The sequence below is a fragment of the Virgibacillus salexigens genome, assembly GCF_000723585.1.
Taxonomy (GTDB): Bacteria; Bacillota; Bacilli; order Bacillales; family Amphibacillaceae; genus Virgibacillus; species Virgibacillus salexigens.
Genome location: NZ_CCDP010000001.1, coordinates 1,806,896 through 1,821,733, shown reverse-complemented (window position 1 = coordinate 1,821,733; position 14,838 = coordinate 1,806,896). Strand labels below are relative to the sequence as shown.

Annotated in this window: 13 protein-coding genes; 3 read left to right on the top strand and 10 right to left on the bottom strand. The window is 36.8% G+C overall.

Annotated elements, in window-relative coordinates; genetic code table 11:
• Positions 1 to 17 precede the first annotated feature (17 nt).
• From mreD to BN990_RS08275, 6 genes are all read right to left on the bottom strand, one after another.
• A complete protein-coding gene (gene mreD, locus BN990_RS08300; protein ID WP_021290977.1) occupies positions 18 to 557 on the bottom strand; it encodes a rod shape-determining protein MreD in 540 nt (179 codons plus the stop codon).
• Positions 557 to 1,432 (bottom strand): rod shape-determining protein MreC, encoded by an 876-nt coding sequence (gene mreC / locus BN990_RS08295; protein ID WP_038243395.1) that lies wholly within the window; start codon positions 1,430 to 1,432, stop codon positions 557 to 559. Before mreC ends, mreD begins: the two co-directional genes overlap by 1 nt.
• Before the next feature lie 12 nt (positions 1,433 to 1,444).
• A complete protein-coding gene (locus BN990_RS08290; protein ID WP_038243392.1) occupies positions 1,445 to 2,485 on the bottom strand; it encodes a rod shape-determining protein in 1,041 nt (346 codons plus the stop codon).
• A 344-nt stretch (positions 2,486 to 2,829) separates the two neighbouring features.
• Positions 2,830 to 3,519, bottom strand: a complete 690-nt coding sequence (gene radC, locus BN990_RS08285; RefSeq protein ID WP_021290974.1) for a RadC family protein — start codon at positions 3,517 to 3,519, stop codon at positions 2,830 to 2,832.
• 177 nt (positions 3,520 to 3,696) lie between these two features.
• The gene (locus tag BN990_RS08280; RefSeq protein WP_038243389.1) at positions 3,697 to 4,608 is read right to left on the bottom strand and encodes an SPOR domain-containing protein; all 912 of its coding nucleotides are present in this window, start codon (positions 4,606 to 4,608) and stop codon (positions 3,697 to 3,699) included.
• 106 nt (positions 4,609 to 4,714) lie between these two features.
• Positions 4,715 to 5,968 carry a bifunctional folylpolyglutamate synthase/dihydrofolate synthase gene (locus BN990_RS08275; RefSeq protein ID WP_031335482.1) on the bottom strand — a complete coding sequence of 418 codons (1,254 nt, stop codon included), beginning with the start codon at positions 5,966 to 5,968 and terminating at the stop codon, positions 4,715 to 4,717.
• Positions 5,969 to 6,041: 73 nt separating this feature from the next.
• Here BN990_RS08275 and BN990_RS08270 point away from each other — a divergent pair, with 73 nt between their 5' ends.
• Entirely contained in the window at positions 6,042 to 6,950 is a 909-nt protein-coding gene (locus BN990_RS08270; RefSeq protein ID WP_021290971.1) for an ATP-grasp domain-containing protein, read from the top strand.
• Positions 6,951 to 6,952: 2 nt separating this feature from the next.
• Positions 6,953 to 7,822, top strand: a complete 870-nt coding sequence (locus BN990_RS08265) for an ATP-grasp domain-containing protein (protein WP_038243386.1) — start codon at positions 6,953 to 6,955, stop codon at positions 7,820 to 7,822.
• A gap of 24 nt (positions 7,823 to 7,846) precedes the next feature.
• Here BN990_RS08265 and BN990_RS08260 read toward each other — a convergent pair whose 3' ends face one another.
• Positions 7,847 to 10,495 (bottom strand): valine--tRNA ligase, encoded by a 2,649-nt coding sequence (locus BN990_RS08260; RefSeq protein ID WP_038243383.1) that lies wholly within the window; start codon positions 10,493 to 10,495, stop codon positions 7,847 to 7,849.
• Between the two features lie 536 nt (positions 10,496 to 11,031).
• Here BN990_RS08260 and BN990_RS08255 point away from each other — a divergent pair.
• On the top strand, positions 11,032 to 11,220 hold the full coding sequence (locus BN990_RS08255) for a hypothetical protein (protein ID WP_021290968.1): 189 nt from the start codon (positions 11,032 to 11,034) through the stop codon (positions 11,218 to 11,220).
• On the opposite strand, the gene BN990_RS08250 is transcribed toward BN990_RS08255, so the two are convergent.
• The 3 genes from BN990_RS08250 to hemL form a co-directional block, all read right to left on the bottom strand.
• Positions 11,217 to 12,227 (bottom strand): phosphotransferase, encoded by a 1,011-nt coding sequence (locus BN990_RS08250; protein WP_158295225.1) that lies wholly within the window; start codon positions 12,225 to 12,227, stop codon positions 11,217 to 11,219. The genes BN990_RS08255 and BN990_RS08250 overlap by 4 nt on opposite strands.
• A 54-nt stretch (positions 12,228 to 12,281) precedes the next feature.
• A complete protein-coding gene (spoVID, locus tag BN990_RS08245; RefSeq protein WP_021290966.1) occupies positions 12,282 to 13,406 on the bottom strand; it encodes a stage VI sporulation protein D in 1,125 nt (374 codons plus the stop codon).
• Between the two features lie 144 nt (positions 13,407 to 13,550).
• The gene (gene hemL, locus BN990_RS08240) at positions 13,551 to 14,837 is read right to left on the bottom strand and encodes a glutamate-1-semialdehyde 2,1-aminomutase (RefSeq protein WP_021290965.1); all 1,287 of its coding nucleotides are present in this window, start codon (positions 14,835 to 14,837) and stop codon (positions 13,551 to 13,553) included.
• Between the last annotated feature and the right edge of the window lies 1 nt (position 14,838).

Below are 14,838 nucleotides of genomic sequence, written 5' to 3'. Positions count from 1 at the left end.
GAAAATTGAACAAAACATTAAATAGGATTGCTTCTTGCCAATTGCTCCCTTCCCCATGCAGTAAGTTTTTTAACAACGATTGGATATAAAGCGAGTAAAAATACTAGATTAGATAGTACTGTCGGTAGTAATCGAATGGACAAATATTCTTTCCAAGCTACATCGGTAATTCCTACTACCATATAAATTAAATAGATAGCGACATCTGCTAGTGCTAATCCAACAATTCCAAGCAAGATCGTCACAAAAATATTACCGTGTAGCAGCTTCTTTAAACCATGTACGACATATATAAGTAAGGCATAGGAAAACATATAGACACCTAGTACCTCTGTATATACAATATCGATAACTAACCCGAATATAAGGGCATACATTACCGAAAAATATGTTCTATCTTTATCGTAAAAAATGGCAATATACACAAGGAAGATAAATACCCAATGCGGTACAATAAGTAAATCATTTGTTAGTAGACTTCCCGGTAGCAACTCCAATGCTACTCCTTCTAGTACCATAATTAAAAAAAGAATGAGGGGCAAGTATAGACGTTTCATTACTCGCCCTCCTCTCCATTTTCTGTATCCTCTTGCACGGCACGATCAACTACAATGACTTGATTTATATCATACATATCAGCAGCAGGTTCAACTAATGCCGTTCGGGTTAGTCCGTATTGATCGGGAACGACTTCTTTCACTTCACCAATTGGCAACCCTGCAGGGAATACACCGCCCATCCCTGACGAAACAACTAATTCTCCTTCTTTTAGATCCTCTTTAGATTCCTCAATAATTCGGAAGATCAGGCTTTCGGTTTCTTTATCAAATCCTTCAACCATTCCAAAAATCTCTTGTCCATCCCTAGAAACGGTACCTGATATACGATTAAATTGATCAAAACCTGTTAGCAGCTGAACGGTTGAAGTACTTTGTGATGGTGCAAGCACTTTACCAACCATTCCTTCTGGAGTTATGACTGCCATATTAGCTTCTACGCCATCCTTTTTCCCTTTATTAATCGTTACTTGCTCAATCCACCGTTCAGGTGATCTTGACATAACAGTTGCTTGGATTGGATTATAATTCCGCATGTTATCGGAATCGGTGAGCTCTAAATTATTTCTTAAATCCTCATTCTCTTCTTTTAATTCTTGAACTTCATAAATAAGTCCTTTATATTCAGCCAGTTTTTCTTTTAATATCCGATTTTCTTTGTACGTATCTTTAAAATCATCCATATTTCCTACAATATCTGTTATAAAATTAATCGGAGCATGAATAATACCTTGTGCCCATCCTACTGTATCATTAATAAATTCTTCTACGCCTGTTAGATTATCTCGATCTCTAAGCGAGAAACCAATTAACGCGACTAGAATAATAAAACCAATTAATATTATAAATAAGCGTTTTTTACGTAAAAAAGACATAGGAACACCAACTTACTCTACAGTCGGACGTGATGATACATTCGGATGGGAGCGGAAGTGCTGAATGTATTCTAAAGATTTGCCAGTTCCAATTGCTACACTTTCAAGTGGATCTTCCGTAACAAAGACAGGCATTTTTGTCTCATCACTAATAGCTTTATCTATTTGTTTTAACAAAGATCCGCCTCCGGACAAGACTATTCCACGGTCCATAATATCTGCTGCAAGTTCAGGAGGCGTATTTTCTAATGTATTTTTGACTGCATCAACTATCGATTCTACTGTATCTTTCAATGATAACGCAATTTCTTCGGCGGTTATGGTAATCGTTTTTGGCAGGCCAGTTAAAAGGTCTCTGCCACGAATATCCATTTCTTCATTTTTAGTAATGTCACCAGCCGTACCAATTTCAAGTTTTATGGATTCTGCGGTTCTTTCGCCGATCATTAAACTATAATGTTTACGAATATAATTGGTAATAGCTTCATCCATATCATCCCCTGCCGTACGAATTGATCTGCTTGTCACAACTCCTCCAAGCGAAATTACAGCGACCTCCGTTGTGCCACCGCCAATATCAACAATCATACTTCCGGTTGGTTCCCATACCGGTAAACCCGCACCAATCGCTGCTGCAAACGGCTCTGAAATAGGAAAAGCTTCTTTTGCACCTGCTTGTTTAGTAGCATCAATCACAGCACGTTCTTCTACCATTGTTATGCCAGAAGGTACACATACCATAACATTTGGCTTCCTAGCAAAATAAGACCGATTCTTCATTGCTTTTTGTATATAGTATTTCATCATAGCTGCAGTTGTATCATAATCAGCAATAACTCCATCTTTCATCGGCCGAATAACTGTTATATTACCAGGTGTTCTACCAATCATATTACGTGCTGAACTTCCCACGGCCTCTATATCGCCTGTTTGTTTATTCTTTGCAACCACAGAAGGTTCCTTTACAACAACACCTTTGCCTTTTACAAACACAAGAGTATTTGCAGTACCTAAATCTATCCCTAAGTCCTGAGAAAAATTAAATATTCCCAAAAAAATCTCCCTTTCCAAATCACATTCATGTGGTTATATGTAGGTTCATAATATCGAATCCAATTATCTCGTTTTAATCGTTAAAAGTAAAACAATTACCACCATGTCCTAATCTTTAATTTTCGTTTTTAGCAATCCAATTAAAATGAAGCTCAACAAGCGCCACTTTCCATGAATAATTGAAAAATGGCGCTACTGAATCATTCGTCTATATAATTATACGAAAAAAAGAATAAAATAGATAGTGTTATTATCGGATCATTTTTGTTCATTCACCAAAAAGTTATTTCCTTTTTATCTCAATACTTCTATATACTGAAATAAGCTCAAATAATACATAATTCTTATAAATACCCTTTTTCCTTTAAAGAAATGAATTTACGATCACCTATTATAATGTGGTCAATTAATTCAATTCCTATCATTTTTCCTGATTCAGCTAATCGCCTTGTTACATGGATATCTTCTTGTGAAGGGGTAGGGTCTCCGGATGGATGGTTGTGGGCAACAATAATTGAGGCTGCTGAACGCTTGATTGCCTCCCGAAACACTTCACGTGGATGTACAATGGAAGCATTGAGACTACCAATAAAAATAGTTTGTCTGTGAATAATTTGATTTTTCGTGTTTAAGAATAATGCAATAAAATGTTCCTGTTTCAACCCTCGCATTTCTTCCATTATGTAGTCTGCTCCATCCTGAGGAGAGCGAACAACATATCGTTCATCTGGTTTATAATCATGCATGCGTTTACCTATTTCTATGGCTGCTAAGATCAAGACACCTTTTGCTGTACCAATTCCTTTTATAGCTATCAATTCTTCTATGGTTGCATCACTTAATAGCTTCAAACCTTCAAAATGCATTAAAACGCGACTTGATAATGTGATTACAGACTCTTTTTTTGTCCCACTTCCTAACACGATGGATAGCAATTCTGCATTCGAAATATGGTTTGCACCTAATCTTAATAGTCTTTCTCTAGGGCGATCATCTTTTGGTACATCTTTTATCATAATAGGTGTAGCGTTCATTCAGACCATTCCTCTGTTATAAGATAGTATTATCTTAGAACACCTCAGAGAATGATACAAATTGGTAATTTCAAAAAGAAATGGAATGAATGATTTACATAATTGCTTTTTCCATAACAAATAATTAGTTAATACGTATTACCTTATGATTTAAAATGGAATTTTCCATCCATTCACTTAATTATTTTTTGCAACAGACATGTAAGCATACCATAGATTTAAGAGAACAGCTCTACTTTGTAAATAATCTCCCTTTTCATTTTCCGATATTGCAGTTTCTATTTCCGTTTTTAACCCATCAAGTTTGTTTCCCTCTTGTGGATACTTATCCAAAAGCTCTTGCCATGTTTTTGTTTGGAAGCCTTCAGTTTCTAGATCTGCTTTCCATATGTCTGTAAATGACTTGATCCAATCACTTTCACTTTGTGTTAGATTAACTTCAAAACTATCCGTTGACCAATTTTTTACATAAATATCCATATCGGCAGCAGCCAGGCTTTTATTCAATTGATCAGCCTCGTTCTCACTAGCAACGGCAGCAATTAATAAAAAGTATTTTCCCTCTCTTTCCCAGGTCATGGTGGGAATCCCATTGTCCTTATAGTTAGTAGCCCATGTTTCAGCATTTGCCTTTTCAGAGAACACGCCTCCCTGTAATACAAATGCTTGAAGTCCATGAATGGTTGTGGCCGTTCCTTGACTTTCATTTTCTTCCTGGTCTTTATTATCGACAGCTGGTATACTTGCACTTCCATTTGCTTGACCGCTATCCTCTATAGTAACAAACATTTTAAGCATCATTATCCCTAAACATGAACCAATTACTAGGGCAGAAAGGATTGCAATAATAACTGGTTTCCATTTCTTTACTTTCTGCTTTAAGGATTCAAATCGTGCAGCTTGTATTTTGGTCAATCTAGTATAAGCAGGTACTTCACCTTCATCATCTGAAACTGTAGCTGCTTCTTGTTTTTTTCCAGGGGAATCAGATGTCGGAATTGAATCCTGTGTTTCTTGCTTGTTTATATAGAATTTTACTTGCTTACCATTTTCCCAGACTGTTATTTTTCGCTTGTCCTTATTTTCCACTACCTTTCTTCCCTCCCCGCACTAGATTTATGTTAAACTCTAGCACAGCAAGGTTAAAAAGTAAGACGAAATCTGTCATCTTACTAAAGAATCGTTCAACATATATTTATCTTTTATTAACATTCATGTAGTCACGTACGAACGAAATAAAATGTAATGAACCAGTTATAAAATATACAGTGTTTGGGTTTACCATCTTATTGACTGCTTTTTGCCAATTTGGTTCAACTATCATTTCACCTCCATATTGTTGCATTTCTGTAACACTGGCAGCTCTCGGGTGATTGAAAGTTGTCAAGGTGATCGAAGTAAATCTACCTTGTAATTGGTGAAGCATATTTTCTAAGTCTTTATCTTTAAAGACAGCAAACAATAACGCACGATCCATATACTTATAGTTGCTCTCCATTGTTTCCAGAAAACGAGAGATTCCGGCTGGATTATGTGCACCATCAACAATAATTAATGGGTGATTCTGAACAATTTCAAACCTTCCAATCAGCTTCACCCGACAAAAAGCAGATTGAACTTTGGATATAACCAAATGAAATCCAGCTCTGGTCAGTAATTGAAGTGCCATCATAGCAATGGAGGCATTATCCTTTTGATGTTCCCCAGGCATATTAATGGTTAAGTCATAAGGCATTGCTGGTGATTGCATCCACGTTATGCTATTTCCTTGTAATGCGTGATATGTAAAATTACTGCCAAGTCGATATATAGGTGCTTGTTTTGCAGTTGCCTCCTTCTTGACAATTTCTGTCGCTTCTTGGCATAGTTCCCCAGTTATGACTGGAGTACCTGATTTTATTATACCAGCCTTGTGGGAGGCAATTTCGGAAATGGTATCCCCTAAAAAAGCAGTATGATCTTTAGCGATATTTGTTATAATGGACAGGATAGGTAGAATGCAATTCGTTGTATCTTCCCTGCCTCCCATTCCAGCTTCTATTATGGCTATATCTGTCCGATCTACAAAATAAAAAAGAGCAATAGCAGTAATGATTTCAAATTCACTAGGATGTAATTCCATATCATCCAATTGTAAGATGGCTGGATAGATTTCGGACCAGATATCCAAAATTAAATGCTCAGGGATAGGCTCGTCATTCAGAAAAACATGCCCTCTTAACCCTGTTAGACTAGGGGATGTAAACATACCTACCTGATAATTATTTGCAATTAAACCTTGTTTCACAAATTCTGCTGTAGAACCTTTTCCATTCGTACCTGCTATGTGGATAGTTGTTAGTTTTTCCTGGGGCCTTCCTAAAAGATTAAGTAGCTTTTCCATACGTTGAAGCCCCGGCTTAATTCCCAATTGTCTACGATTTTTTATAAAACTTTCTATTTGATTCATTTGTTGAAACAACTTACAGCACCACACTTATCGTTTAATTTTCCTATTTAGTATATCAGAAAGGACAGAAGCAATGCAGTTACACGGTTGGATTATTTATAATGGAAGTTTACCAGGAAAGAAATTTATTGATTTTGCTGAATGGATTCAAGCAGCTGCTATTCATAAAGGAGGTACTGCATCCATTTATAAGAATACTGAGTTGCTTGCGTATCTTGGCGAAGGAAATTTAGAAATCCTACATCTCCAACATAGAAAAGCACCTGATTATATCGTATTCGCAGATAAAGACATCTATTTAGCAAAACAATTAGAAAAGATAGGAATGCGTGTATTTAATAGTGCCGAAGCAATTTCCATTAGTGATGATAAAATTGCCAGCTATCAGCAACTGGCAGCTAACAATTTGCCGATCCCTAAAACATTGATAGCACCTAAATCATTTACGCAGGGGGAACCAGATATGGATGTCATGAAACAAGCCATTCAATTATTTAGTTTCCCAATGATTGTTAAAGAAGCATTTGGTTCATTCGGGCAACAGGTTTACTTTATACAAACAGAAGCTGAGTTAAGGATAAAGCTTGCCGAACTAGAAGGGAAGCCATATATGTTCCAAGAATTCATAGCAACAAGTTATGGTCAAGACTTGCGGCTTCATGTGGTTGGTGACCAGGTTGTTGCTTCCATGAAGCGTCAAGCTGATAATGATTTTCGGGCAAATGTCTCCGCTGGTGGTAAAATGGAAGCCTATACCCCGACAATTGATGAGCAAGAATTAGCAATTGCTGCTACGAAAGCAATAGGGGCAGACTTCGCTGGAGTTGATTTATTGTTCGGACCTGACCAAACCCCGATTGTATGCGAAATCAATTCGAATGCCCACATTCGTAATATGTTTGATTGTACTGGAATTAATGTGGCTGATGATATGATTGATTATATTTATCAGCAATTAACTGATTTTCAAAAAGGAGAATAACATTGCTTAAAGGTTGGATCGTTTACAGCAAGAAAGACTTCAGAGGAAACCAATCCTATATTAATTGGTTTATCAAAGAAGCTGCTCGACAATCACTTCAATTACAACTTGTAATTCGAGAAAACATTACAATCGGTATTGAAAATAATCAACGAAGAGTTTACTTCAACGGTGAGATGATAACGGATTTAGACTTCGCTATTGTTCGCACGATTGATCCCATGTTGAGCACTCATTTGGAAGCATGTAATATCATCGTCTTTAATTCTGCTTATGTTTCCAGAGTTTGTAATGATAAGGCTCTTACTCATCATATTGTTCAACAATTGAATATTCCGATGGTAGATACCATCTATTCCAAAAAAGAGCAGCTCTCTTCTCACCCACCTTTACCTTATCCGTTTATTATTAAGGAAACCTCCGGGAGAAGTGGAAAACAGGTTTACTACATTGCAGATAAGCAAAGCTACCTAAGATGTCAACAGTTACTTCGCACTACTAATCTTGTTATTCAATCTTGTCATGTGCAAATGGGAAAGGATTTACGTGTCTTTGTAGTTGGGAAAAAAATTGTCGCAGCTGTATTACGACAGAATGATACAGATTTTCGGGCCAATTTTAAATTGGGAGGCTCAGCAACATTATATAAATTGAATAATGAAGAACGATGCCTGATTAAGAAAATAGTCGAATACTTTGATTTTGGAATGGTAGGGATAGACTTTTTAATTGATTATGATGGGAATCTGTTATTTAATGAAATTGAGGATATTGCCGGTTCTCGAACATTAAGTAATTCAAGTGATATAAATATTCTTCGTATTTATGTAGACCATATAAGTGAGAAGTTAAAAAGAAGGAAACTGCTCTAATGATAGACAGTTCCCTTCTTTTTATTATCCCCTCAGTTCTTCCAATCTAGCTTTTACCTTCGCCTGTTTATCTAGATAATCTCGCTCTTTTTGTTTCTCTTCCTCCACAACGGCCTGTGGTGCTTTATTAACAAAACCTTGATTTGCAAGCTTTTTCTTGACGCGTTCAACTTCTTTATTCCACTTCGTTAATTCTTTCTCTAGCCGCGCAATTTCTTTATCAAAATCAATTAACCCTTCTAGTGGGAAAAATAATTCAGCACCTGTTACAACCGCAGTCATTGCTTTATCAGGCACATTTACCGTAGTAGCAATCGTACATTCACTCGTATTACAGAAACGCTCCAGATAATCGCGATGTGTTTTCAATTCATTAATTACATCTTGGTTCTCAGCTTGAATTAATAATTTTATTTGTTTCGACATTGGGGTATCAACTTCTGCTCGAATATTACGCACAGATTTAATAATCGATACAAGTCGTTTCATTTCTTGCGAAGCTTTCTCATCATGAAATGCATGATTTACTTGCGGCCAATTTGCTACTGTAATGGACGACCCTTGATGAGGTAATTGTTGCCAAATTTCTTCCGTTATAAATGGCATATATGGATGTAACATACGCATGGTTTGATCTAGTACATAAGCGAGAACAGAGCGAGTTGTTTTCTTTTTCAACTCATCATCACCGTACAGCGGTAATTTCGCCATTTCTATATACCAATCACATAATTCATCCCAAATAAAGTTGTAAAGATAACGTCCTGCTTCGCCAAATTCATATTTATCCGTATTTTTAGTAACTTGTTCAATCGTCTCATTCAATCGTGTTAATATCCATTTATCAGCAAGTGATTTTTCACCAGTTAAATCAATATCTTCATAGCTAAACCCTTCCAAATTCATAATCGAAAAACGAGATGCATTCCAAACCTTATTGGCAAAATTCCATGTGGATTCTACCTTTTCCCAGTGGAAGCGTAAATCCTGACCTGGTGTTGACCCAGTTAATAAGAAATAGCGTAAGGAATCAGCACCATACTTATCTATGACATCCATAGGATCGACACCATTGCCAAGTGACTTACTCATTTTTCGACCTTCTGCATCACGAATAAGTCCGTGAATTAATACATCATTAAAAGGTTTACGCCCCGTAAAGTGCTTCGATTGAAAGATCATCCGGGCAACCCAGAAGAAAATAATGTCATAACCTGTAACTAGTACCCCTGTAGGAAAATAGCGTTGAAAATCTTCACTAGCTGTATTCGGCCAACCCATTGTAGAAAATGGCCATAATGCGGATGAGAACCAAGTATCTAAGACATCTTCATCCTGTTCCCAATTTTCTATATCTTCTGGTGCTTCCTTGCCAACATGGATTTCATTTGTTTCTTTATGATACCAAGCTGGAATTCGATGTCCCCACCAGAGTTGACGAGAAATACACCAATCTCGAATATTTTCCATCCAATTCAAGTACGTTCGCTCAAATCGTTGTGGAACAAAATTAACCTTATCTTCTTGATGTTGTAACGCAATCGCGGCATCAGCTAACGGCTGCATATTAACAAACCATTGAGTCGAAAGATATGGTTCGACCACGGCTCCACTTCTCTCCGAATGGCCTACTTGGTGCGTATGATCTTCAATTTCAAACAGAATGCCTTGATCTTGTAAATCCTTTACAATCTGTTTCCGGCAATCAAAACGATCCATGCCTGCATAGGACCCAGCATTATCATTCATCGTTCCGTCCTCGTTCATAATTAGAACTCTTTCCAAATTATGGCGATTACCGATCTCAAAATCATTCGGATCATGCGCAGGTGTTATTTTCACAGCACCTGAACCAAATTCCATATCTACATATTCATCAGCAACGATCTCAATTTCCCTGCCAACGATTGGTAATATAACTTTTTTTCCAATTAAATCAGCATAACGATCATCTTTTGGGTGAACGGCTACTGCAGTATCACCTAGCATCGTCTCTGGACGTGTTGTTGCAATTTCAATTGTTTCTTTACTACCCTTTATCGGATAGCGCATATGATAGAATTTTCCATTTACTTCTTCATAAATAACTTCAATATCCGATAATGCTGTTTTCGTTTGAGGATCCCAATTAATAATATATTCTCCGCGATAGATAAGCCCTTCTTCATAAAGCTTTACAAACACTTCTTTCACAGCATCTGATAAGCCATCATCCAACGTGAAACGTTCACGGGAGTAATCTAAGCCAAGACCTAATTTTTCCCATTGGGAACGAATAAAATCAGCATATTCCCCTTTCCATTCCCAAGCTTTTTCTAAAAATTTATCTCTACCTAATTCGTACCTGCTCGTACCGTGTTCTTTCAGTTTTGCCTCTACTTTTGCTTGGGTTGCAATTCCAGCATGATCCATTCCTGGCAGCCATAGCACATCATATCCTTGCATTCGTTTCATACGAGAAATTGTATCTTGCATCGTTGTATCCCATGCATGACCAAGGTGTAACCGTCCGGTTACATTTGGTGGTGGTATTACAATTGCATATGGTTCCTGGTCTGGATCATTGCTTGCTTGAAAGTATTTGCCTTCCAACCAAAATTGATACCTGCCTTGTTCTACTTCCTGCGGGTTATATTTTGCTGACATGGAAGTAGATTTCTTTTGTTCACTCATACTAACGCCTCCTAAAACAAATTAATCAACTAAAAAACCCTTTTCATCCCAATAAAGGACGAAAAGGGTATACTTTCCGTGGTACCACCTTTGTTTGCAAGCTCGGCTTGAGCAATGCACAACTTCGTTGAATGATAACGGTAATAAACTCCATTACCGGCTTCTTCTAGTAATGCACTATATTTTCATAGCGTATGTTCAAAGAAGCTGCATCATGGACGACCTTCCATGGTAATATTGCCAAGGAAATTTTCAGCCTGTGATTTCCCTCTCTTTTGGTTATTACCTTGTACTCTTTCCAATCCGCGCATTTTTCAAAATCGTTTTTTAAGGAATAGCTTTATTTTATATATTATGTGTCATTTCGTCAACTATTTCTAAGAGTTTTGCACAAAAACAGGATATCTATACATAGTATATATAAAAGGCGTATGCACACAGGTTAGAGACGAATCAAGAACCCCTGCACAGGATGGTTAAACCAATAATGTAATAACTTGAAAGTATCATCATTATGAAAAGAGAGGTGAATCCTAATGGCTCGCTACTATCGTTACCGCTTACCACCTTGGGCAAGAACATGCATTATTGTAATTGAAAGAGTTACCTTACCCATTTTGGTCTTTCAATTAATCCGTACCCTTTTCTTTCCAACAACGTTTGATGTATTTTTATTAGGACTGTTAGTAGGGTTATTCATTGCTTTTTATTTGGAGTGGATTTAACTTTCTAAGTCATCAATATCAAACGAATCATACTCTTGCTCAATATAGGCCGACAATTGTAATCCAAATAATATTCTCCTAAATACATGCTGCAATGAAACAATTTGTTCAATCATTGTTTCTTTCGAATTACCATGAGCTTCGAGTAATTGAAGATATGGTTGGCAATCTAATAATTGGATGGCTAACATGTAAAGCTCTTTCTTGGATAATTCATTTTCATTCATATAACTATCAAATGCTTGAATAAATAAATTCGTTGGTGCATCGTACATGCTTGTTTCATTTTTAAAGAAAATAGATAAATCCAACGAAGGATATTCGTACATGGCGTCTTCCCAGTTTATAAAAAATATTTGATCTGGTGATGAAAGGATATGTGAAGCTTGTAAGTTCCCATGACATAGACTATAATTCCATGCTTCATCCTCTTTCTGCTCATATAAAAGTTGATCAATTCTTCGCATTGACTCCTTAAGTGCAAAATCAATATCACGATACTGTGTACAAACAAGTAATTCAAAAGGTGACATGTAATGGTTTTTTTCATAGTTTTCAACAAAATGAAGCAGCTTTTTTTGTCTCTCTTCCGTTTCTTTTTGATAATTTGTAAAACGGTCGATAAATGTTTCATTTGGTATGTTTCGAACTCGTTTGGTTTTAGCATGGATTGTTCCAAGACTTTGGAATACATCACGTATAGAACTTTCATTAAAGTTAGTTAATGCTTTTCCTCTCCATGGCGTAAGGTAATAAATGCGATCATGATGTTTTTTGTATATATTTCCTTCCGTTGTTAAATAAACTGGGAGAATCGTATATAAATTCTCTGCATAAGCTTCTCTGAAAACCTTTTCCCACATGGAAACAGTCTGTTCGGATAAGTCGCTTTGCTTTAATGCATATTGTTGATGACCATCCTGGATTCTAAAGAGGTGACCCGTTTCATGTTCTATGTAAAAAGGTTGAACAGAATAAGCATTTAATATTGTTTTTATGGCATCCAACATATCACCACCTAATAACGGAAAACCCCTTGGCTCGATGGCAAGGGGCAGCATTTATTTTTTCTTATGGGGAATATATAATAACTGTCCTTCTGAGACATCATAGTCTTCATCTAATTGATTCTGCTTAATTAACTGTAAGGCCGAGATTTGATAACGTTCTGCAATTGAATCAATGGTATCTTTTTCTTGAACTATGCACAATCTCATTTTTGTATAATTGCTTTCTTCATTTCCCCTAAACATATCAGACAAATAACTGACATCTTTTACAGTTTCTTCATCATCCGTTCGATCATCAGATCCTTCATACACCTCTGGAGCAGATGTTGTCGACTCTTCTTCCCATTCATCATCAGATAGTTCGTCGATATTCACATCTCCATATTCTGTTGGAGATTCTGCTTCATCTTGTGAAGCAGTACCAAAGAATTCTTTTAGTGTTTTCGACTCCTTGTATTTCCATCTACCATCCGCTTCATCATAATGAGATTCACTGGATTCTTCAATCGATTCTTCTACTATTGGTTCTTCTATATCATTTGGCTCCAAAGCTTCTGTATTATCTCTTTCTTCTGTTTCCGATGAAAGCACGGGTAAATCAGACGGCATTATATCTTCGCTATTTACCGTATCAACTTCAGGTTCTTTTAGTTCAAATTGAAAGCTTTCTTCCTCTTCTCCCAAATTAGAAGAAAACGAATCCTCCGGGGTATTTAAATCTACTTCTTCTCTTTCTGCTACTTCATTTTCATTTACACCATGAATCTCAATTGTTGAATACAACCGAAATAAGGATGGATTCGGAATTTCATAATCAAATGTTTGGATATACACGCTAACATCATTTAAATCCGTCACACGATTGGCTGGCACAGAAATTTCCACTGGAAATTGATGAGAAAAAGTCGCAAGTCCATCTCCATTTTCCTCTACTCTTTCAACATAACGTTTCGACTGAAGATTTTCAGCCTCCAAGGATTCTCCAGTTATTTCTTCGGTTTGCTCGTATTCTCCTTTTAATTCAATAATTCCTCTAATTGAAATATAGTCGTTAAACGAATGTATGGAAATATCCGGCTCTAAGGAAACACCTCTCATTTCTTGGACTTCCTGTCCCTTTTCAAAATAGAGCGTTTCATTCAGTTCAAAGCTGAATACCGGTCGATCCTTTGACAATGCTCTTCCTCCTTTCAACATATATGTGCAATATGATTATATGTCTTAATTATCTATATGAACCCTTTTATACGGATATGCTTTGTTCCATAAAAATATAAAAAAGAGTTGCTCTCTATGAACAACTCTCATTCAAATAACAAATTATTTAATTTTAGAAAATGCTTTGCGGATTGCATTTATTGTGTAGTCTATATCTTCGTCTGTATGCGCAGTAGAAAGAAATATCCCCTCGAATTGTGAAGGAGGTAAAAATACACCTTCTTCAATCATTGCTCGATAGTACTGGGCGAAGTAATCGAGATTAGCACTTTGTGCCGTAGCAAAATTGGTTACTTCTTCATCGGTAAAGAATACTCCAACCATCGAACCAGCACGGTTTATGTGAAGTGGAATATTAAATTCTTCAGCAGCTTTTGAGAAGCCTTCCATTAAACGATCGACTTTTTTGCTAATTTCTTGATAAGAGGATTCATCGACAGCTTTTAACGTTTCTAATCCCGCAGTCATTGCTAAAGGGTTTCCTGATAATGTACCAGCTTGATAAATAGATCCTGTTGGAGCGACCTTTTCCATAATCTCTCGTTTCCCACCATAAGCACCTACTGGTAATCCACCACCAATAACTTTGCCAAGACAAGTCATATCTGGCGTTACTCCAAAATGCCCTTGCGCACAATGATAACCAACACGGAACCCTGTCATTACTTCATCAAAAATCAAAACTGTACCATGTTCGTTCGTAATAGTGCGTAGTTCATGCAAGAAATTACCTTTAGGTGGGACAACCCCCATATTTCCAGATACGGGCTCAACAATTACTGCAGCAATATCATCTCCATATTGCTCAAATGCATAACGTACACTTTCCATATCATTATATGGAACAGTTATCGTATTCTGGGCAATTGATTTAGGTACACCGGGACTATCAGGAAGACCTAATGTAGCAACTCCTGACCCGGCTTTAATTAACAAGGAATCACCATGCCCATGGTAGTTACCTTCGAATTTTAAAATTTTGTCTTTTCCCGTGTATCCTCTGGCTATACGTAACGCACTCATTGTTGCCTCTGTTCCTGAGTTAACCATACGTACCATCTCAATTGAAGGAACCCTATCAATAACAAGTTGAGCAAGTTCATTTTCTAATAATGTTGGTGCGCCAAAACTCGTACCTTTTTCTGCTGTTTGCTTTAATTTTTCGACAACACGATCATCCGCATGGCCCAACAATAAAGGTCCCCAACTCAAAACATAATCAATATATTCATTTCCATCAATGTCTTTAATTTTGGACCCTTTGCCTGATTCCATAAAAATTGGTGACATACCTACAGATTTAAATGCACGTACAGGAGAATTAACTCCACCTGGCATTAAATCTACCGCTTCCTTATATGCATCCTTTGAATTCGTAAAACTATTCACA

Coding starts and splice junctions, on each gene's coding strand:
- mreD (WP_021290977.1), bottom strand. CDS start 557: ATGAAACGTCTATACTTGCCCCTCATTCTTTTTTTAATTATGGTACTA.
- mreC (WP_038243395.1), bottom strand. CDS start 1,432: ATGTCTTTTTTACGTAAAAAACGCTTATTTATAATATTAATTGGTTTT.
- radC (WP_021290974.1), bottom strand. CDS start 3,519: ATGAACGCTACACCTATTATGATAAAAGATGTACCAAAAGATGATCGC.
- BN990_RS08275 (WP_031335482.1), bottom strand. CDS start 5,968: ATGAATCAAATAGAAAGTTTTATAAAAAATCGTAGACAATTGGGAATT.
- BN990_RS08270 (WP_021290971.1), top strand. CDS start 6,042: ATGCAGTTACACGGTTGGATTATTTATAATGGAAGTTTACCAGGAAAG.
- BN990_RS08260 (WP_038243383.1), bottom strand. CDS start 10,495: ATGAGTGAACAAAAGAAATCTACTTCCATGTCAGCAAAATATAACCCG.
- BN990_RS08255 (WP_021290968.1), top strand. CDS start 11,032: ATGGCTCGCTACTATCGTTACCGCTTACCACCTTGGGCAAGAACATGC.